The sequence below is a fragment of the Actinosynnema sp. NPDC091369 genome, from assembly GCF_044757065.1.
Classification (GTDB): Bacteria; Actinomycetota; Actinomycetes; order Mycobacteriales; family Pseudonocardiaceae; genus Actinosynnema.
Window position 1 is genome coordinate 775,556 of record NZ_JBIVUG010000002.1, and the last position, 18,763, is coordinate 794,318.

Consider the following 18,763-nt stretch of genomic DNA (forward strand, 5'->3'; position numbering starts at 1 on the left):
CCGTCATGGGCAGCGGCCGGTCGGGCGCGGTGTCGACGGCGTCCGCGCGGTAGTCCCCACGTCCGCTCGCCGACGTGTCACTCCCGCGGGAACCGGATCACCCACCGGCGTTGCCAGGGCGTTTCGACGGCGCGGGGGTTGTGGTGCCGTCGGGTCCAGGCGACGGCGTCCGCCGGGTCGACGCCCGCCAGGATCGCGAGGCAGGCGAGGACGGTCCCGGTCCGCCCGACGCCGCCTCCGCAGCACACCTCGACCGCCTCACCCGCGCGGGCCCGGTCGTGCAGCGCGCGGATCTCGCGGACCGCGGCCGCGTCGTCGCGCGGCAGCCGGAAGTCCGGCCACTCCAGCCAGGTGTGCGACCAGGTCAGGTCGGCGTCGCGGGCGCGGCGCAGCCGGCGGGAGCCCAGGTACAGGCCGAAGTCCGGCAGGGGTCCCGCCGGCAGCGGATGGCGCAGGCCGCGCCCGCGGACCCACGACCCGTCCGGCAACCGGATGGAGCCCGCCAGGGGTGCGTCGCTCATCGGACCGCACCCACCGAGAGCCGACGAGCGCGGTGGTTGGTGACGTTGACGCGGTTGCCGCAGCGCTCCGGGGCGCAGTAGCGGCGGCGCCCGGCGCGGCTCGTGTCCGCGAACACGCCCCGGCACCCCGGCGCTTCACAGGCGCGGAACCGGTCGTGCCCCAGTGCCCGGACCACGCCGAGCAGGCCGACGCCGACGAGCGCGGCCAGCTCGTCGGCCAGCGAGGCGCCGGGTGCGGTCGGGACGTGCCACTGCCACCGGCCGCGGGGGTCCTGGCGCAGCACCGGACCGAGCGCGGCACGACGGGTCAGCACGTGGCCGCCCGCGACGGCCTGGTCCGCCGTCTCGGTCTCCAGGATCCCGCGCACCTCGCGGCGCAGCAGGTGGACCTGGAACAGGTCCTCGCCGGTCGGTTCCCGGTCCGCGACGGCGTCGGGCCGCACGTCGTGCTCGGCCAGGAACGCCGCGAGCGACTCCGGGCGGGGCAGGCCGTCCCCCGCCGTCCGCACGGTCGGGGAGGTGGTGACCAAGGCCGTCGCCACGGCGGCGCCGGTCGGGTAGTCGGTCAGCGGTATGTCCACGTCGACCCTTCACTGTAAGAGGTGAAACGAGGCTATACCCCTTTCATTCCAGTGATCAACCCCGACGCCCGGACCGTCCCCCCGGTCCGTCACCACGCCCGCGTCGTCATCACCCCATCGGGGTCGGGGACTATCCGACCGAGGGATCGCACGCGACGGACCCCGCGTCTAGCGTCGATCGGGAGACGCAAGCACAACACGTCTTCATCCTGGGGGTTTTTCCGATGTTCAAACGAACCGTAGGCGCGGTGTCCGCACTTCTCGTCACGGCAGCCGCGTTGCTCGTGCCGACGCAGGGCGCCGTCGCGGATCCGCCGTGCGACGTCTACTCGGTGGACAAGATCTTCGAGAACGGGGACTACTACGCGACCGGCAGGAACTGTTCCCTGTACGACCGCTACATGACGGTTCAGCTGATGGACCAGAGCTACAAGTACTGCCAGTGGGTGGGCGGGAAAGAACTCGGGAGGTGGGACATCCTGAAGGAGCAGGAGCCCTACCGCACCTGGGACTGCTGAGCCGGCGCGGCGGCGGAGGTCTTCACGGCGGCCGTGCGGCACGCCGATCTTGTCGTCCCCGGTCCACCGGGACGATACTCGGGTGCTCCGATGACGGACTCGCGCTGCGTCGAGGGGGCACACCCGATGAAGACCTCCCTGCCCGCGTTCCCCACCGCCGGTGAGAGCCCGCTCGACACCTGCCTGCGGCTCCGTCGCACCGCACCCGTGGTCGAAGTGGAGTTCCCCGGCGGCGTGCCCGCCTACCTCGCGCTGACGACCGAGGCGGTGCGGGAGATCCTCGCGGGCGACAACAAGACCTTCGCCAGGGATCCCCGGCACTGGCCCGCGCTGCACGACGGGTCGATCCCGCCGGACTGGCCGCTGCGCGGCATCGTCGAGGGCGACCACCTGTCGACGAAGGACGGCGCGGACCACCGGCGGTTGCGCGGCCTGGTCGGCAAGGGGTTCACCCCGGGACGGGTCCGGGACCTGGAGGCGCGGATCCAAGGGCTCGTCGACCGGTTGCTGGACGACGTGGTGGCCGCGGGCGACGGGGTCGACCTGGTGCCCGCCTTCACCGAGCCGCTGCCGATGGCGGTGATCTGCGAGCTGTTCGGCGTGCCGGCGCCGGAGCGGGCCCGGCTGCGGAACTGGACGTCCACGCTGTTGGCGCACACCACGACGCCCGAAGAGGCGTTCGCGGCGCAGACCGACCTCAGGGCGTACCTGCGGGAACTGGTGGAGCGCAAGCACCGGGACCCCGGTGACGACCTGACCTCGGACTTGGTCCGGGCCCGCGACGCCGGCGACAGGCTCACCACCGACGAGCTGGTCGGCGTCCTGTGGCTGATGCTGGTCGCCGGCCACGAGACCGCGGTGCACCTGGTCGGGCACGCCGTCGTGGCGCTGGCCCGCAACCCCGACCAGCTGGAACTCGCGCAGGCCGGGGACCGGTGGGCGGACGTGGTGGAGGAGGCCCTGCGCTACCGCCATCCCGTGATGATGACCAGCTTCCGGTTCGCCCTGCGGGACGTCGGCGTCGCGGGAGTGCCGATCCCCCGGGGCAGCGCGGTCGGCGTGTCCTACCAGGCCGCCGGTCTCGACCCCGCCGAGCACGGCGAGACGGCGCACCGGTTCGACATCACCCGCGAGCAGACCGGGAACCTCGGGTTCGGGCACGGCCCGCGGTACTGCATCGGCGCACCGCTGGCCCGACTGGAGAGCCGGCTCGCGCTCGCCTCGCTGTACCGGCGGCTGCCGAACCTCGCCCTGGCGATCGACCCGGACGACATCCCGTACTCGCCGTCGTTCTTCACCGTCGGGCCGACCTCGGTGCCGATCACCCTCGGCCTGGCCCTCTGAGCCTCGGCCGAACCCGTTCCCGCGGTCCCACCCCCGCGGGAGCGTCCGCGCCAGGCCCGCCGGCCGGCTAAACCCCTGCTGACCCGATCCGGTACGGCCGCGCGCCGCGATCGCCGTCGCGGACCGTGAGGACGGCGGCGGACGGCGCTGCCTTGGCGTTCCCGGAAGGCGGCAGCCGCTCACCGCCGCGGTCGAGCGAAAGCGGGAGAAAGACGTTTCCGGGTGTGCGTGCGACGTTGTCGATTCCCGGCGCGGGCGGTTTCGGTACACCCGGATTATTTATCGGAAAATGCACACGTTCAGGTCGCCCACGCCCGGTCGACCATTTCCCGACGGCCGCCGGGTCGCAATCCTCGAAGCGCGGCGCAAAGTCCGCGCAGCCTCGTCGCCGCTGCATGAGCAGAGGAAGCGCACCAGTCGAGGACGAAGAGGCGGAACACCATGCGAATTCGGCAGTGGTCACGTTGGATTTACACCGCGATGATCTGCGCGGTGGCGGCAGTCGTCGCACCGGTCCTCCCGGCGCATGCGCAGGAAAGCACGGCGGTGCTGTTGCGGGACGCCGTGGAGCACCTGCCCGTGCGCGAGGAGAACCGGGAGGGCTACGAGCGGGACAAGTTCCGGCACTGGATCGACGCCGACCGCGACGGGTGCTCGACCCGGGCCGAGGTGCTGCTCGAGGAAGCGGTGGAGCCGCCCGGGATCACCGACCGCTGCACCCTCTCCGGCGGGCACTGGTACTCCGTCTACGACGACGTCTGGGTCGACGACCCGAGCGCCCTGGACATCGACCACATGGTGCCGCTGGCGGAGGCGTGGGACAGCGGCGCCTACGACTGGACGTACGAGCGGCGTCGGGCGTTCGCGAACGACCTGGACGACCCCCGTGCGCTGTGGGCGGTGACGGCCCGCTCCAACCGCAGCAAGGCCGACCAGGACCCGGCGACGTGGCTGCCGCCCAACGAGCTCGCCGTGTGCCGCTACCTCGCCGCGTGGACGGTGGTGAAGGTGCGTTGGGAGCTCACGGTCGACCAGGCCGAGCACGACGTGCTCTCCGCCCTGGCGGCCGACTGCCCGAACGACCTCCTCACCGTCACGATCGCGTGACCCGGCAGCAGCCGCACGGCCCGGACGAGGAGCGCAACCGCCTGACGGCGGCACTCGCCCGAACGTGCAGGGGCTGAACGAATGATTGCCCACTGGTCCGCGCGCCACCACGATGAGGGCAGCCGAACGTGGAGGAGGCCGCGGTGGGGCGGTACCGGTTGCACGTCAACGGCGAGCGGCGCGAGGTGGACCTGCCCGCGCAGACGCCGCTGCTGTGGGCGTTGCGGGAACAGCTCGGCCTGCTCGGCCCCAAGTACGGCTGCGGTGTCGGCGCGTGCGGCGCCTGCACGTCCCTTGTGGACGGTCAGGCCGCACGGCCGTGCGTCACGCCCGTCAGCGAGGCGCAGGGCAAGCGCATCACCACCATCGAGGGGCTGTCCGAGGACGGCGACCACCCGGTGCAGCGCGCCTGGCTGGAGCTGGACGTCGCCCAGTGCGGCTACTGCCAGCCCGGCCAGATCATGGCGACGGTCGCGCTGCTGGCGGCCAACCCCGACCCGGACGACGCCGCGATCGACGCGGCGCTGCGCGACAACGTGTGCCGCTGCGGCACCTACACGCGGGTGCGGGCGGCCGTGCGCCGGGCCGCCCGGCTGAAGCGGGGCGAGCGGTGACCATCAGCAGGCGTGCGTTCCTGGGCGGGGTCCTGGTCGTGTCGGTGCCCGTGGCGCTGCCCGGTTCGGCGCGGGCGGCCGACGAGTTCGCGCCCAACGTCTTCGTCCGGTTGGACGAGCACGGCCGCATCACCGCGACCGCGCCCAAACCGGACTCCGGTCAGGGCGTGCGGACGATGGTCGCGCTGCTGGTCGCCGAGGAGCTGGTGGTCGGTCCCGGTGACGTCCGGGTGGAGCAGGCGCACGGCGACACGGCCCGGTTCGGGTCGCAGGGCGTCGGCAACTCGTTCTCCGCCCGACAGCTCGGCGAGCCGATCCGCCGCGCCGCCGCGACCGCCCGGTGCCTGCTGGTGACGGCCGCCGCGCGGCGGTGGGGCGTGCCGGTCGAGGAGTGCGCGGCGCGCGACGGCGCGGTCCGCCACGGGCGGCGCGTGCTGCGGTACGGGAGCCTGGTTCGGGACGCGGCGGCGCTGGACCCGGCGACCGTGCCGGTGGCGCTGACCCCGCCGGAGCGGTGGCGGCTGCTGGGCCGCACCCGGGCGGGCCGCGTGGACGCCAAGGCGATCGTCACCGGCAAGGCCCGGTACGGCATCGACACCCGGCCACCGGGCGCGCTGGTCGCCGTCGTGCTCCGCCCGCCGTGGATCGGCGCGGTGGTCGACTCGGTCGACGACGGCGCCGCGCGGGCGGTGCCGGGCGTCGTCGCCGTCACGGCCCTCGACCCGACCACGTCCGGCCAGGGCGGGGTGGCGGTGATCGCGCGGTCGACGCCGGAGGCGCTGCGCGGGCGCGAGGCGTTGCGCGTGACCTGGCGCGGCGGCACACCGACCGCGGACAGCAGGCAGTGGCTCGCCGACCTGGGGACGGCGCTGCCCGCCGTGCCGACCGCGCCCGGCCCGATCGCCTTCGAGGCGACCTACGAGCTGCCGCTGCTGGCGCACGCGCCCATGGAGCCGATGAACGCCACGGCGCACCTCACCGACACCGGGCTGACCGTGTGGGCGCCGACGCAGGACCCCGGCACGCTGCGGGCGCTGCTGGCCGGGCAGCTGGGGCTGGACCAGGCGGCCGTCCGGGTCGAGGCGACGCTGGCCGGTGGCGCGTTCGGCCGGCGCATCGAGCCCGACCCGGTGCTGGAGGCCGTCGCCTGCTCGCGGGTGGCCGGCGCTCCGGTGAGCGTGGTGTGGACCCGGGACGACGACATGCGGCACGACTCGTACCGGCCGATGTCGGTGCACCGGCTGGCCGCGGTGGTCGACGCCGACGGCGTGCCGACGTGGCGGGCCCACGGGGTCGCCACCTGGCCCCTGAACATCTTCCCGTTCTTCAACAACCCGGCGATCGTGAAGGCCAGCGGCGACCACTTCCCGTACACCGTTCCGGGTCAGGTGGACGTGGTGCTGCGTGACGCGCCGCTGCGCACCGGGTTCTGGCGCGCCGTCTACGCCGGGCACTTCCAGTACGCCGAGGAGTGCTTCCTGTCCGAACTGGGCCACCGCGCCGGGCTCGACCAGGTGGAGCTGCGGCGGCGGTTGCTGCCCGCCGACTCGCGGCTGCGGCGGGCGCTGGACGCGGCGGCGTCCCGGGCGGGCGCGCTGCCGCCCGGCGCGACCCGGGGTGTGGCGTGCCACGACGACTACGGCTCGGTGATCGCGGTGATCGCCGACAGCTCCGACGGCCGGGTCCGCCGCGTCACGGCGGCCGTGGACGTCGGACCCGTCCTGCACCCGTCCGGGGTGCGGGCGCAGGTCGAGGGCGGCGTGATGGACGCGCTGTCGACCGTGTCGGGCGCGCAGATCACGGTGCGGGACGGGCGGGTCGTGCAGTCGTCGTTCCGGGACTACGCGTGGGCGCGCATCGACCAGGCGCCGGACGTCGACGTGGTGCTGGTGCCGTCGGACGCGCCGATCGGCGGCCTGGGCGAGCTGGCCTACCCGCCCGCGGCGGCGGCCATCGCGTCAGCCACCGGGCGGCCGGTCGTCGGCATGCCGGTGGGTGTCGAGGTGGGCTGACGAAATCCGGTGGTGCGGCGCGGAGATCCACCTAGTCTCTGCGCATGGACGTGGTGGACCTGTGGCGACCGACCGGGCGGGCGGAGCTGGACCTCGTGGCGGAGGCGCGGTGGCGTGCCTGGCCGCCCCGGCTGCCCGACCAGCCGATCTTCTACCCGGTGACGAACCGCTGGTACGCCACGAAGATCGCGCGCGAGTGGAACGTGCCCGCGGGCGGGGTCGGGTTCGTGACGCGGTTCGGCGTGCGGCGCGACTTCCTCGCCCGCTACCCCGTCCGGCAGGCCGGTGGGCGTGACGTGCTGGAGCACTGGGTGCCCGCCGAGGACCTGGCGGAGTTCAACGCCCACATCGTCGGCGAGATCGTGTGCGAGGCCGAGTACCGGGGGCCGGTCGCGGACGTCGAGTTCGACCGGGCGCGGGCGCGGCTGGGACGTCCGCTGCCGGCCGCGTGGCGGCGTTACCTCCAGGGCGGGTCGTGGTGGCGCAGCGGGCGGCTCGGTGACGCGGTCGTCACCCTCCACCCGCCAATGGAGACGCTGGAGGGCGGGCGCCCTGGGCTCGCGATCGTCGGTGACGACGGCTCGGGCGGGCGGATCGCGTTCGACCTGACCCTCGACCCGGCTCCCGTGCTGGTGCTGGACGTCGAGGGGCACGAGGCCGTCGTGGTGGCGTCGGACGCCGAGGCGTTCATCGCGCAGGTGGAGGCCGGCGAAGCCCTGCGGTGACCACGCGCACGAGCCGCCGATGGTGCATTCGGGTGGCCGAACACCCTGCCAACAGACGCTGACCGCGCGGGGCCGGGATGGCTAGCGTCGAGGCCGTTGGGGGCTTCGTCACTTCCGGTCCACCGCCACCGCGGGTCTGCGACGCCCCCGGAGCGCGCGATCCACGCGCGCCGGATTCGGGAGGTACGTGTGTTCAGACCACGAAAGCGCGGCAGAGCTCTGGGAGCGCTCCTAGTCGCGGCGGGCCTGCTCTCCGCGCCGGCCACCGGCGTGGCCGGCGCGACCGACGCGAAATCAGCCGCCGTGGCCGGTGCCCAGCAGGCGGCGACCGGTTCCGGTTCCGCCGCAACCGGTTCCGGGTTCGCGGCGACCGGTTCCGCCACCTCGTCGGCGGCCGATCCGCGACCGCGCACCGTCACCCTCGTCACCGGGGACCGGGTCGTGGTGGCGGGCGAGGCGGTCGGGTCGTTCCAGCCCGCACCCGGTCGCGACCGGATCACCTTCCAGTCCACCCACCGCGACGGTCGGCTCAGCGTCGTCCCCGAGGACGCGCTCAAGGGCGTCGCCTCGGGCAAGCTCGACCCGCGCCTGTTCGACGTGACCGGCCTGGTCGAAGCCGGCTACGACGACGCCCGCAGCGACCACGTGCCGCTGATCGTCACCGGCACGCCCACCACCGGCCTGCGCTCCGCCCGTGCCCTGCCCGGCGCGCTGGCCGTGCGAGCGCCCAAGGCCGACGCCGCCGCCACGTTCCGGGACCTGCTCGCCGACCCCGGCGTGACCAAGGTCTGGCTGGACGCCGTGCTCCGGCCCACCCTCGACCGCTCGACCGCCCAGATCGGCGCGCCGACCGCGTGGCGGTCCGGCCTGACCGGCAAGGGCGTGAAGGTGGCCGTGCTCGACGGCGGTGTCGACGGCGGGCACCCCGACCTGCGCGGCAAGGAGGTCGGCGAGCGCAACTTCACCGACGAGCCCGACGCCGTCGACCGGACGGGCCACGGCACGCACGTCGCCGCCACCATCGCCAGTGGAGACCGGACCTACCGGGGTGTCGCGCCCGACGCCCGCATCCTCGACGGCAAGGTGTGCGGCCTCAACGGCTGCCCCGAGTCGGCGATCCTGGCGGGCGTGCAGTGGGCCGTGGACGAGGGCGCCGACGTCGTCAACCTCAGCCTCGGCGGCTACGACTCCCCCGGCGTCGACCCGCTGGAGGACGCGATCAACCAGCTGTCCGCCAAGACCGGCACGCTGTTCGTCGTCGCGGCGGGCAACGGCGGCCGGTCGAAGTCGATCGACTCGCCCGGCAGCGCGGACGCCGCGCTCACCGTCGGCGCGGTCCGGCACGACGACGACCTCGCCCACTTCTCCAGCCGCGGTCCCCGCAACGGCGACGACGCGGTGAAGCCCGACATCACCGCGCCCGGCGTGAACATCGTCGCCGCGAAGGCCGCCGAGGGCGTGCTCGGCACACCGGTCGGCCGGCGGCACACGGCCCTGTCCGGCACCTCGATGGCCACCCCGCACGTCGCGGGCGCGGCGGCGCTGCTCGCCCAGCGGCACCCGGACTGGACCGGGGCCCAGCTCAAGGCCGCGCTGATGGCGTCGGCCAAGCCGAACCCGGCGCTGGGCGTGTTCGAGCAGGGCGCGGGCCGGGTCGACCTGACCCGCGCGATCACGGCCACCGTCGGGGCGGAACCGGTCAGCGTGACGTTCGAAGAGCAGCGGTGGCCGCACCACGACGACGCCCCGGTCACCAGGACCGTCACCTACCGCAACAGCGGCCCGGAGCCGGTCAGCTTCGACCTCACCGCCGAACTGCGCGGCCCGCGCGGCACCCCGCCCGCCGGCCTGATCACGGTGGACCCGGCGCACGTCACGGTGCCCGCCGGCGGCACGGCCGCGGTCGCGGTCACCGCGGACACCAGGGTCGGCGACGTGGACGGCGTCTTCTCCGGCGTGCTGGTCGGCGGGCCGACGCGCGTCCCGGTCAGCCTCGCCCGCGAGGTCGAGAGCTACGACATCGCGCTGGAGCACGTCGACGCCGACGGCAACCCGGCGCTGGACAACTCGACCGCGCTCGTCGGCATGGACAACGACGTCTACGAGACCTTGTACGGCCCGGACGGCACGGCGACCGCACGTGTGCCCAAGGGCGAGTACATGGCGCGCACGGTCATCCGCAGCTGGCCCAAGACCTGGGTGCTGGCCCGGCCGACGCTGACCGTCGACGCCGACCACACCCGGTACACCTTCGACGCGCGGGTGGCCAGGCCGCTGAGCGTCACCGCGCCCGACCCGACCGCGACGCCGATGATCGGCGACATCAACGTCTCCCGGCTGCTCAACGGCCGGCGCGTCGTGCTGAACACCGCGTTCATCGGCGGCTACGGCGACATGGCGATCGGCCACGTCGGCCCCACCCTGACCGACCAGGAGTTGACCGTCTCGTTCGGCGCGCAGTTCCAGAGCCCGCCGGTCGACGGGACGCCGACGCACTACCGGTTCCGCTGGATGGCGCAGGGCGCGGTGCCCACCGGGTTCACCCGCGCACCCGCGCTCGGCGAGCTGACCGAGGTGCGGACCTCGTTCGCGCCCGGACCGGCTGACCGCCAGTACCTGCACAGCGGCAACGCGAGCCCGCCGGACGGCTCGGGCGGCTGGTCGGTGGGCCTGCCGGTGCCCTCGGGCGGCGCGGTGGTCGACCGGATCACCCCCGACCAGCTCACCTGGAGCTGGGGCTTCCAGCGGCTATCGCCGCAGTACCGGACCGAGGCCGACTACTCGTCGTTCAACCGCCGGTACCGGCTGGGCGAGCGGTACGACGAGCGGTTCGTGTACCCGGTGCTCGGGCCGGGCCTGGCCGGGTACTCGGCCACCTACCTCGGCCTGCACGAGGACCGCGTGACCGCGCAGGTGCCGCTGATCAACGACCGGGACGGCAACCTCGGCCGCGGCGACTACGCGTCGGCGCGCACCTCGGTGTACCGGGACGGGCGGCTGGTCGGCCAGGTGCGCGACCAGTGGGGCGAGTTCACCGTGCCGGAGGGCGCGGGCCGCTACCGGGTCGAGCACGACCTCGTCCGCGACCCGGCGGCGCACGAGCTGACCACGCGGGTCAGCGGCGCGTGGACGTTCGACCTGGCGACCCTGCCGGACGGCCAGGGCCGGCGGCTGCCGCTGTCGGTGGTGCGGTTCACCCCCCGGCTCGACGCCTCCGGCGCCGCACCGGCCGGCCGGGTGCTGAGCGTGCCGCTGACCGTGGAGCAGCAGGACGGCGCGGACAACGGCGAGGTGGGCCAGGTCCGGGTCGACGTGTCGTTCGACGACGGCACGAGCTGGCGGCGGGTGCCGGTCGCCGGCGGGGCGGCGCTGGTGCGGCACCCCGACGCGGCCGGTTACGCGTCCTTGCGCGCGTCCGGCACGGACAGCGACGGCAACACGTTCGAGCACACGGTGATCCGCGCTTACAAGATCACCCGGCAGTAGGGCCGGCGCTGGTGCCCCGGGCCACCGGTCCGGGGCATCAGCCCCGCCGCCTGCGGGCGACCAGGACCACCGTCGTGGTGCCGCGACCAGCAGCAGTCCGGCGGTCAGCACGGCCGGGCCGACGTTCGCGCCGGTGCCGGCCAGGACGTCGTGCTCCCCGCCGGCGTGGGTCGTGGTGGACGGTGTGGCGATGGCGTCGGTGGTCGACGTGGTCGTTCCGGCGGTGGTGGTGCCGGTCGGCCCGGTCGTGGCGGTGGCGGTGGTCGTCGTGGCGGTGGCAGTGGTCGTGGTCGTGGTCGTCGTGGGGATCGCGCACGCGGGCAGGTCTCCGGTGTAGGTGACGATCCGGCGGGCCGCGCCCACCAGGTTCACCAGCACGGTCGCACCGTCCGGGATGCCCTCGAACACCAGCCCCTGCTGGCCGCCGGACGCGCCGGCCAGGTCGAAGTCGCCGCCCACGACGACCCGCCCCTCGGCCTCGGCCGCGCTCTGCCGCACGAGGAAGTCACCGCCGACGAAGACGTTCACCGCCTCGTCCCGCCCGGCGAACCCGCCGTTGTGCACGGGCGGGAACTCGGGCGGGCACTGCGCGCCGAGGCACGGTCCGAGCCCGCCGGGCAGCGGGTCCGCGACACCGACGCCGCGCAGCGCGACGACCGCGAGCAGCGCCGTCGCGCCGACGACTCCGAGCAGGTGGGTCCGGGCCATGCGGTCCATGCTCGGCGAGCGGGGCCGCACCGCACGCCGAAACACCGGGGCCGGACCTCAGGGTGACGAACGGCCCCCGACGGGGTGAACCCGGGCGGCGGACCCGGGCGGGCGGAGTCAGCCCCAGACCGGCAGCCACGCCTGCCAGCGGTCCTCCTCGCAGGAGTTCACCCGGCTGAACGTCGCCGCGACCTCGACGCCGAACAGCAGGCCGGACGCCTTGGCGCGCTGCGGGCCGTACACGCGGTCGTAGCAGTGCGAGGTCGGCGGCGGCGGCTCGATGGCGCCCGGCGACTTGCGGATCGCGTCGCAGGCCGCCTCCGGCCGCGGGTGCGTGCCGCCGTCGGGGTCGCAGGTGAGGCGGTACTCCCGGGCGACCGGCGCGAGCGGGTCGGCCACGGAGATGGTGAGGTCGGTGGTCGGGGCCGCGGTCGCGGCGGGCGCGAGCAGGCCGCCGAGGGCGGTCGCGACGGCCAGCGCGGGCAGCAGGCCACGGGTCAACCTGGTGACGGGCACGGTGGTCTCCTCCAACTGATCTGCGGTGATCACGGGGAATCCGGGAGCGGCGGTGCCCCACCAGTACACCACCTGTCCACAGTGGACTGACCGCGCGGTGGACCTCACCACACCAGCGCCGCCGCCACGCACGACGCGGTGACCAGGGCCCCGACCACCCACGGCAGGCGACCCGGACCTCGGTCGCGCGGTCGGCCGCCGGCCCACGCCGCCACCACGGCGACCACCGCGACCAGCACCCCCGGCGCGACCCGGAGGCCCCACCCGGCGCGGGCCGCGGTGTGCAGCAGGAACACCGAGCACGCCGCCGCGCTGAGCGCCGTGCGCCGCCACGCCAGGTCGGTCCGCTCGGGCTGCAACCCGGGGTCACGCGGTCCGCTCACCCCACGACCACCAGGACGGCCGCCGTCAGCGCCACCACCAGCACCCCCAGGGCGAGCACGAGCACCACCCGGCTCGACGGCAGGGGCCGGCCGGCGCGCATGGCCCGCTGCACCGCCCGCCACCTCGGGTAGCTCGTCGCCGCCAGGACCGCCGCCAGCCCGAGGCACAGCAGGCTCAGCGCCGCGGTCGCGCCGGGCACCCCGAACGGCGGCACGACCTGCCCCACCGCGACGCCGCCCGCCAGCAGGCCCAGTGCCGTGCGGATCCACGCCAGGAACGTCCGCTCGTTGGCCAGCGTGAACCGGTAGTCCGGCTCCCGGTCCGGCTCGGCGTCCATCGACCCTCCCCCGTCGGCACCACGGCGCAGACTACGCCCCCGGCCGACCCGACCTCCACGCTCTATTGTGGACGCATGCTGCATCTCAGCGGTCTGACGTGGACGGTCACGATCGGCTTCATCGTGCTCCTGCTGGCCGTGGACCTGGTCCTCGCCACCGCGCGACCGCACCGCGTCGGGTTCCGCGAGTCGGCTCTGTGGTCGGTCTTCTACGTCCTGGTCGCCATCGGGTTCGGCATCTGGTTCTGGTCCGCGCACGGAGGCGGGTTCGGCGCGGAGTACTTCGCGGGCTACATCGTCGAGAAGAGCCTGTCGGTCGACAACCTGTTCGTCTTCGTGCTCATCATGACCACGTTCGCGGTGCCGGAGGAGCACCAGCACAAGGTGCTGACCTTCGGCATCGTGCTGGCGCTGCTCATGCGGGCGCTGTTCATCGCGGTCGGGGCGGCCCTGCTGGCGCTGTTCACGTTCATGTTCCTGCTGTTCGGCGTGCTGCTGATCTACACGGCGGTGCAGCTGTTCCGGCACCGCGACCAGGACCCGGACATCGAGGACAACGTGGTGGTGAAGACCGCGCGGCGACTCCTGCCGATCACCGACGAGTACGTCGGCGGCAGGATCTTCACCCGGGTCGACGGCAGGCGGGCGGCCACGCCGCTGTTCGTCGTGCTGGTGGCGATCGGCGGCGTGGACCTGCTGTTCGCGCTGGACTCGATCCCCGCGGTGTTCGGCGTGACCGAGGAGCCCTACATCGTCTTCACCGCGAACGCGTTCGCCCTGCTCGGCCTGCGAGCGTTGTTCTTCCTGGTCAAGGGCCTGCTCGACCGGCTGGTGTACCTGTCGGCCGGGCTCTCGCTGATCCTGGCGTTCATCGGCGTGAAGCTGATCCTGCACTGGGCGCACGTCTCGGTGGACGAGCGGGTGCCCGAGGTGCCGACCGCGGTCAGCCTCGGCGTGATCGTGGTGGTGCTGGCGGTGGTGACGGTGGCCAGCCTGGTCAAGACCCGGCGCGACCCGTCGGCCAGGGCGCACGCCGGGTCGCTGCGTGCGCGCCCGACCGAGGAGCGCGACCCTGAGCGGTGACGGCCGAGGACCGCGACCCTGAGCGGTGACGGCGGACCTCACCTGTCCGGGTGCCGACCGAGGACGTCGGCGGCGTGTACCGCTTCCAGCGACAGCGTCTTGTAGCCGACCTCCTCGAACAGCACGGTGAGCCGGTCGGACTCGCTCTGCACCACCGTGCCGGCGCCGAACTCGGTGTGGTGGACGCGCGACTGCGCCGGGTACTCGGGGTTGGCCGACACGCCGGTGCCGGCCTCACCCCGTTCGCAGGTGTCGCAGTGGCCGCAGGCCCGTTCCAGCACTTCGCCGAAGTACCCGAGCAGGTGCTGCCGCCGGCACGCCCTGGTCTCCGCGTACGCCCGCAGCACCTCGATCCGCGACTTGTCCAGGCGTTGCAGCCGCTCCGCCTCCGCCACGGCCAGGTCGGCCGCCCGGTCGGGCTCGACCACCAGCCGGAACCGGGACTTCGCCACCTCCACGGCGTCGACCCGTTCCAGCAGGTTCACCCCGGAGGTGACCTTGCGGCGCGACTGGCCCAGCTCCCGGGCCAGCTCGGTGACCCGCAGCCCCGGGTGCTCGCGCACGGCCTCGGCGAGGGTCGCCAGCGCGTCCCGGTCGATGTGCCGGGACTGGAGGAACCGCTGCAACCCCAGGTCCTGCGACCGGTAGAACAGCACCGCGTCGGCGGGTTCGCCGTCCCGCCCGGCCCGGCCGATCTCCTGGTAGTAGGCGTCCAGCGAGCCGGGCGCGGAGGCGTGCGCGACGAACCGCACGTCCGGCTTGTCGATGCCCATGCCGAACGCCGAGGTGGCCACCACGACCTCGACCTCGTCGCGCATGAACGCGTCCTGCACGCGTTCCCGTTCGGCGGCCTTCATCCCGGCGTGGAAGGGCTCGGCGCGCACACCGGCGGCGGTCAGCTCCTCCGCGTACCGCTGGGCGTCCTTGCGGGTGGCCACGTACACCAGCCCGGGTTTCGGCGCGTCCCGCACCCAGTCGAGCACCGCGCGCCGCTTGTGGTCGTCCTCGACGAACGCGCGCACCTCCAGCGCCAGGTTGGGCCGGTCGAACCCGACGGCCACCACGACCGGGTCGCGCATGCCCAGGTGGGTGATCACGTCCTCGCGCACGGTCGTGCCCGCCGTGGCGGTGAGGGCGAGCACGGGCGGTCGGCCGAGCTTCTCCACGGCCGCGCTCAGCCGCAGGTAGTCGGGCCGGAAGTCGTGGCCCCACGCGGACACGCAGTGCGCCTCGTCCACCACGAACAACGCGGGTTCGCCCACCCGGTCCAGCACGTCCGGCCTGGCCAGCTGCTCGGGCGAGAGGAACAGGTACCGCACCTCGCCGCGCGCGACCGCCTCCCACGTCGCCTCGTTGTCCACATCGGACTGGGCGGAGTTGACCAGCGCGGCGGGCGGCGCGCCGTTCTCCCGCAGCGCGGTGACCTGGTCGCGCTGCAACGCGATCAACGGCGACACGACGACGACCAGCCCGTCCAGCAGCACGCCGGGCACCTGGTAGACCGCCGACTTGCCCGCGCCGGTGGGCAGCACGACGAACACGTCCCGCCCGGCCAGCACCTGCTCCATGGCGTCGATCTGCTCGTCCCGCAGCTCCGCCCACCCGAACACGTCCCCGGCGGCCTCGCGCAGCCGCTCCCGCACCGCGCTCACCGAACCACCCGCTCCCGCGCCACCAGCCGGCCGGACACGACCAGCGCCGCGCCGAACACGAGGAACGCGAGGTCGTAGGCCAGTTCGTGCGGCCCGGTGCGGACGTGGTGCACGCCCAGCACCAGGTGGTCCACCACCCCTTCGACCAGGTTGAACAGGCCCCATCCGGCCAGCACCCCGCCCCAGAGCACGCGCCCGGCCACCGCGCCCGCGCGCTGGAGCAGCGCCACCCCGGTGAGCACGAGCACCAGGCACAGCAGGTGGAACAGCCCGTCCCCGACCATGTTGCGGTGCAGGTCGTCCGGGTACCAGCCGGACAGCATGTGGTGCCAGCCCAGGAGCTGGTGGATGACGATGCCGTCCACGAACCCACCGATCCCCGAGCCGAGCACCAGCGCCGCTCGCGCGCCTCTCGTCATGGCCCGGGAGTTGCCCGCGCGGCCCGGCTCAAACTCGGCCCGTCGTCACACCCGGGCACGGTCGTCACCCCGGTCGGCGACGGAGTCGATCAGGGCGGCCACCGCGGGGTGCCACTCGCGTCCCGGCGGGCCGCTCACCACCAGCCGGCGCACCACCCTCGGCCGCACCGGCACCAGCGTGAGCCCCGCCGGCAGCATCGACGCCACCAGGCCCGGCACGATCGAGACGCCGACACCGGCCCGCACCATCGCCAGCAGCGTGCCCAGCTCACGCACCCGGTGCAGCGGGTCGAACGGCAGGCCCGAGTGCACCTGCCGCACGTGCCGCTCGCACCCGCCGCACGACAGCAGGAACGGGTCGTCGGCCAGGTCCGCCACGTGCACCTCGCCCACCCCGGCCAACGGGTGGTCGGTGCGCACCAAGGCGTGGAACGCGTCCTCGCCCACCGGCACGCCCCGGCCGGGTGGCGGGTCGACCACCACGGCCATCTCCACCGTGCCGTTGGCCAGCCACTCGGCGACCTCGTCGTCCTCGCCCTCGAACACCCGCACCCGCACGTGCGGGAACTCCGCCTCCCACCGGGCCATTAGGTCCGGCAGCAGCCCCTGGCACACGGTGGGCGGCGCGGCCAGCTTGATCGTGCCCCGGGCCGCGCCGCCGTGCCGCGCGGCCAGGTCCGTGATCGCCACCGAGGCGGCCACCGCGACCCGCGCGTGCGCCACGACCTCCGCGCCGAACGCGGTCGGCCGGGGTGTGCCGCGCCGGACCAGCACCGGGTGGCCGAGGGTGCGTTCGAGCGCGGCCACGGCGTGCGACACGGCCGACTGCGTGACGCCCAACGCCTCGGCGGCCGTGCCGAAGCCGCCCTCGTCCACCACGGCGAGGAACGCGCGGAGCTGCGGGAGGTTCAGTGCCATGAACAACTCTCATGGGTAGGCGGACACCACTTGTTGGACTCATCATCGCAGGCCGGGTGATCCTCGCCCGGTGCAGACGTCCGGGAAGTTCGTCCTGCTGTCCGCGATCTGGGGCGGCAGCTTCGCGTTGATCAAGGTGGCGGTGGACGCGGGCGTGCCGCCGGTGTGGGTGGCGTTGTCCCGCTGCCTGTTCGGCGCGCTCACGCTGGGGGCGATCTGCCTGGCGCAGGGCGCGGCCGTGCCGCGGGACCGGCGCACGTGGGGTCACGCGGCGGTGGTCGCGGCGCTGCTCAACGCGGTGCCGTTCACGCTGCTCGCGCACGGCGAGACCCGGGTCAGCTCGGTGCTGGCGGGTGTCCTCAACGCCACCACGCCGTTGACCACGCTGGTGTTCGTGCTGCTGGTGGTGCCGAGCGAGCGGATGACCCGGACGCGGGTGGCCGGGCTGCTCATCGGCTTCACCGGCGTGCTCGTGGTGCTGAACGCGTGGCGCGGGTTGGCCGGCGACGCCCTCGAAGGCAGCCTCGCCTGCCTGGCCGCGACCACTTGCTACGGCGCGGGGTTCGCCTACACCCGCCGGTTCTTCTCCGGTGGCGACCACAGCGCCGGCGCGTTGTCGGCCGTGCAGATCACGTGCGCGACGCTGCAACTGGCCGTGGTCGCGCCCGCGTTGGGCGGTGTGCCGTCGTGGCCGGGGATGTCGGCGGCGGTGGCGCTGGTGGTGCTCGGCGCGGCGGGCACGGGCCTGGCGTACGTGCTCAACCTGGACGTGATCCGGGCGGCCGGACCGGCGGCGGCGTCCACCGTCACCTACGTCACCCCGCTGTGGTCGACGGCGGTCGGCGCGGTCATGCTCGGCGAGCCCGTGGGGTGGACCACGCCGGTCGGCGGCGTGATCGTGATCGGCGGCGTGCTGCTGGCCCGGTCCCGGCCGAATGTGAAGATCTCTGCATGAACGCGATCTTCGTCTTCGTCCCGGGCTCCAACAGCAACTCGTTCCACTACTCCCCCGTGCTGCGCGAACTCGCCCTGCTCGGTCACCGGGCGCTCGCCGTCGACCTGCCCGGACACGGCTTCGACGCCACGTTCTCCGCGTCCTACCAAGCGCCCCAGGACGGGGCCGCGCTGGCCTCCGCGCCGGCCGGGTTGCGGGGCGCGACCCACGCCGACAACGTCGCCCACGTGATCGACGTCGTGCGGCGGGCGGGCGAGCACGGGCCCGTGGTGCTGGTCGGGCACAGCCGGGGCGGGATGACCGTGACCGGGGTGGCGAACGCCGTGCCCGAGCTGCTGCACCGCGTCGTGTACGTGTCCGCGTGGTGCTGCGTCGACCTGACCGCCGGCGGGTACATGCAGGAGCCGGAGTGGGCGTCGAGCGTGCTCAACGACCTCGGGGCGGGCCTGCTCGCGGGCGACCCGGCCGCGCTGGGCGTGCTGCGGATGAACTGGCGCACCGCCGACCCGGACCTGCTGGCCAAGCTCAAGACCGCGATGCTGGCCGACGGCACGGACGCGGAGTTCCTGGCCGCGCTGAACACCCTGGAGCCGGACGAGAGCCTGGACGGCGGCGACGACCGCGTCGACCCGGACGCCTGGGCGCGCCTGCCGCACACCTACGTCCGGCTCGCGCAGGACCGCTCGGTGCCGGTGGAGCTCCAGGACCGGTTCATCCGCGAGGCCGACGCGCTGCTCCCGGACAACCCGTTCGACGTGCGCACGCTCGACACCAGCCACATGGGCTTCCTGGTCCGCCCGGCGCGGACCGCGGCGCTCCTGGCCGAGCTGGCGTAGTCCCGGTCCGACCCGAGAATCCCGGTTTGTCAACTTATTGCGAGGTA

19 protein-coding genes are annotated in these 18,763 nt (G+C 74.1%); 11 read left to right on the forward strand and 8 right to left on the reverse strand.

All coding sequences use genetic code 11. The features are described 5' to 3' along the window. Positions 1 to 77 precede the first annotated feature (77 nt). Both ACIQMJ_RS11625 and ACIQMJ_RS11630 read right to left on the reverse strand, forming a co-directional pair. Positions 78 to 521: a phosphatase domain-containing protein gene (locus ACIQMJ_RS11625; protein WP_499760887.1), complete on the reverse strand. Its 444-nt coding sequence runs from the start codon at positions 519 to 521 to the stop codon at positions 78 to 80. Further along, complete coding sequence (locus ACIQMJ_RS11630; RefSeq protein WP_499760888.1) at positions 518 to 1,102, reverse strand: CGNR zinc finger domain-containing protein; 585 nt, start codon at positions 1,100 to 1,102, stop codon at positions 518 to 520. Before ACIQMJ_RS11630 ends, ACIQMJ_RS11625 begins: the two co-directional genes overlap by 4 nt. Before the next feature lie 248 nt (positions 1,103 to 1,350). Between ACIQMJ_RS11630 and ACIQMJ_RS11635 the strand changes: the two genes are divergently transcribed. From ACIQMJ_RS11635 to ACIQMJ_RS11670, 8 genes are all read left to right on the forward strand, one after another. Next, positions 1,351 to 1,620, forward strand: coding sequence for a hypothetical protein (locus ACIQMJ_RS11635; protein ID WP_499760889.1), 270 nt, complete (start codon positions 1,351 to 1,353; stop codon positions 1,618 to 1,620). Positions 1,621 to 1,710: 90 nt separating this feature from the next. After that, positions 1,711 to 2,964 carry a cytochrome P450 family protein gene (locus tag ACIQMJ_RS11640; protein ID WP_499760890.1) on the forward strand — a complete coding sequence of 418 codons (1,254 nt, stop codon included), beginning with the start codon at positions 1,711 to 1,713 and terminating at the stop codon, positions 2,962 to 2,964. A gap of 546 nt (positions 2,965 to 3,510) precedes the next feature. Beyond that, the gene (locus tag ACIQMJ_RS11645; protein WP_499760891.1) at positions 3,511 to 4,071 is read left to right on the forward strand and encodes an HNH endonuclease family protein; all 561 of its coding nucleotides are present in this window, start codon (positions 3,511 to 3,513) and stop codon (positions 4,069 to 4,071) included. Between the two features lie 143 nt (positions 4,072 to 4,214). Beyond that, positions 4,215 to 4,685 carry a (2Fe-2S)-binding protein gene (locus ACIQMJ_RS11650; protein WP_499760892.1) on the forward strand — a complete coding sequence of 157 codons (471 nt, stop codon included), beginning with the start codon at positions 4,215 to 4,217 and terminating at the stop codon, positions 4,683 to 4,685. Continuing rightward, positions 4,682 to 6,697, forward strand: a complete 2,016-nt coding sequence (locus ACIQMJ_RS11655; protein ID WP_499760893.1) for a xanthine dehydrogenase family protein molybdopterin-binding subunit — start codon at positions 4,682 to 4,684, stop codon at positions 6,695 to 6,697. Before ACIQMJ_RS11650 ends, ACIQMJ_RS11655 begins: the two co-directional genes overlap by 4 nt. Before the next feature lie 44 nt (positions 6,698 to 6,741). Beyond that, complete coding sequence (locus ACIQMJ_RS11660) at positions 6,742 to 7,422, forward strand: SMI1/KNR4 family protein (RefSeq protein WP_499760894.1); 681 nt, start codon at positions 6,742 to 6,744, stop codon at positions 7,420 to 7,422. Positions 7,423 to 7,611: 189 nt separating this feature from the next. Next, complete coding sequence (locus ACIQMJ_RS11665; protein ID WP_499760895.1) at positions 7,612 to 10,908, forward strand: S8 family serine peptidase; 3,297 nt, start codon at positions 7,612 to 7,614, stop codon at positions 10,906 to 10,908. 133 nt (positions 10,909 to 11,041) lie between these two features. Beyond that, positions 11,042 to 11,245 (forward strand): hypothetical protein, encoded by a 204-nt coding sequence (locus ACIQMJ_RS11670; protein WP_499760896.1) that lies wholly within the window; start codon positions 11,042 to 11,044, stop codon positions 11,243 to 11,245. A gap of 488 nt (positions 11,246 to 11,733) precedes the next feature. On the opposite strand, the gene ACIQMJ_RS11675 is transcribed toward ACIQMJ_RS11670, so the two are convergent. From ACIQMJ_RS11675 to ACIQMJ_RS11685, 3 genes are all read right to left on the reverse strand, one after another. Beyond that, positions 11,734 to 12,165, reverse strand: a complete 432-nt coding sequence (locus ACIQMJ_RS11675; RefSeq protein ID WP_499760897.1) for an SSI family serine proteinase inhibitor — start codon at positions 12,163 to 12,165, stop codon at positions 11,734 to 11,736. Between the two features lie 71 nt (positions 12,166 to 12,236). After that, positions 12,237 to 12,515 (reverse strand): DUF202 domain-containing protein, encoded by a 279-nt coding sequence (locus ACIQMJ_RS11680; RefSeq protein WP_499760898.1) that lies wholly within the window; start codon positions 12,513 to 12,515, stop codon positions 12,237 to 12,239. Continuing rightward, a complete protein-coding gene (locus ACIQMJ_RS11685) occupies positions 12,512 to 12,853 on the reverse strand; it encodes a YidH family protein (protein ID WP_499760899.1) in 342 nt (113 codons plus the stop codon). Before ACIQMJ_RS11685 ends, ACIQMJ_RS11680 begins: the two co-directional genes overlap by 4 nt. Positions 12,854 to 12,928: 75 nt before the next feature. Between ACIQMJ_RS11685 and ACIQMJ_RS11690 the strand changes: the two genes are divergently transcribed. Further along, positions 12,929 to 13,936, forward strand: a complete 1,008-nt coding sequence (locus ACIQMJ_RS11690; RefSeq protein WP_499760900.1) for a TerC family protein — start codon at positions 12,929 to 12,931, stop codon at positions 13,934 to 13,936. Between the two features lie 38 nt (positions 13,937 to 13,974). On the opposite strand, the gene ACIQMJ_RS11695 is transcribed toward ACIQMJ_RS11690, so the two are convergent. Genes ACIQMJ_RS11695 through ACIQMJ_RS11705 form a run of 3 tightly spaced genes read right to left on the reverse strand, consistent with a single transcriptional unit; the run spans position 13,975 to position 16,925 of the window. Further along, on the reverse strand, positions 13,975 to 15,588 hold the full coding sequence (locus ACIQMJ_RS11695) for a RecQ family ATP-dependent DNA helicase (protein ID WP_499760901.1): 1,614 nt from the start codon (positions 15,586 to 15,588) through the stop codon (positions 13,975 to 13,977). Next, a complete protein-coding gene (locus tag ACIQMJ_RS11700) occupies positions 15,585 to 16,007 on the reverse strand; it encodes a DUF2243 domain-containing protein (protein ID WP_499760902.1) in 423 nt (140 codons plus the stop codon). Before ACIQMJ_RS11700 ends, ACIQMJ_RS11695 begins: the two co-directional genes overlap by 4 nt. Before the next feature lie 45 nt (positions 16,008 to 16,052). Next, complete coding sequence (locus ACIQMJ_RS11705; protein ID WP_499760903.1) at positions 16,053 to 16,925, reverse strand: LysR family transcriptional regulator; 873 nt, start codon at positions 16,923 to 16,925, stop codon at positions 16,053 to 16,055. A 70-nt stretch (positions 16,926 to 16,995) separates the two neighbouring features. On the opposite strand from ACIQMJ_RS11705, the gene ACIQMJ_RS11710 reads away from it, so the two are divergent. After that, complete coding sequence (locus tag ACIQMJ_RS11710) at positions 16,996 to 17,880, forward strand: DMT family transporter (RefSeq protein ID WP_499760904.1); 885 nt, start codon at positions 16,996 to 16,998, stop codon at positions 17,878 to 17,880. Then, positions 17,877 to 18,716 carry an alpha/beta fold hydrolase gene (locus ACIQMJ_RS11715; RefSeq protein WP_499760905.1) on the forward strand — a complete coding sequence of 280 codons (840 nt, stop codon included), beginning with the start codon at positions 17,877 to 17,879 and terminating at the stop codon, positions 18,714 to 18,716. The genes ACIQMJ_RS11710 and ACIQMJ_RS11715 overlap by 4 nt, the downstream gene beginning before the upstream one ends. The last annotated feature ends 47 nt before the right edge of the window (positions 18,717 to 18,763 follow it).

What these genes read in the sequence shown, in the direction of transcription:
- ACIQMJ_RS11715 (WP_499760905.1), top strand. Translation starts at nt 17,877, where the DNA reads ATGAACGCGATCTTCGTCTTCGTCCCGGGCTCCAACAGCAACTCGTTC.
- ACIQMJ_RS11625 (WP_499760887.1), bottom strand. Translation starts at nt 521, where the DNA reads ATGAGCGACGCACCCCTGGCGGGCTCCATCCGGTTGCCGGACGGGTCG.
- ACIQMJ_RS11660 (WP_499760894.1), top strand. Translation starts at nt 6,742, where the DNA reads ATGGACGTGGTGGACCTGTGGCGACCGACCGGGCGGGCGGAGCTGGAC.
- ACIQMJ_RS11685 (WP_499760899.1), bottom strand. Translation starts at nt 12,853, where the DNA reads ATGGACGCCGAGCCGGACCGGGAGCCGGACTACCGGTTCACGCTGGCC.
- ACIQMJ_RS11700 (WP_499760902.1), bottom strand. Translation starts at nt 16,007, where the DNA reads ATGACGAGAGGCGCGCGAGCGGCGCTGGTGCTCGGCTCGGGGATCGGT.
- ACIQMJ_RS11705 (WP_499760903.1), bottom strand. Translation starts at nt 16,925, where the DNA reads ATGGCACTGAACCTCCCGCAGCTCCGCGCGTTCCTCGCCGTGGTGGAC.
- ACIQMJ_RS11690 (WP_499760900.1), top strand. Translation starts at nt 12,929, where the DNA reads ATGCTGCATCTCAGCGGTCTGACGTGGACGGTCACGATCGGCTTCATC.
- ACIQMJ_RS11640 (WP_499760890.1), top strand. Translation starts at nt 1,711, where the DNA reads ATGACGGACTCGCGCTGCGTCGAGGGGGCACACCCGATGAAGACCTCC.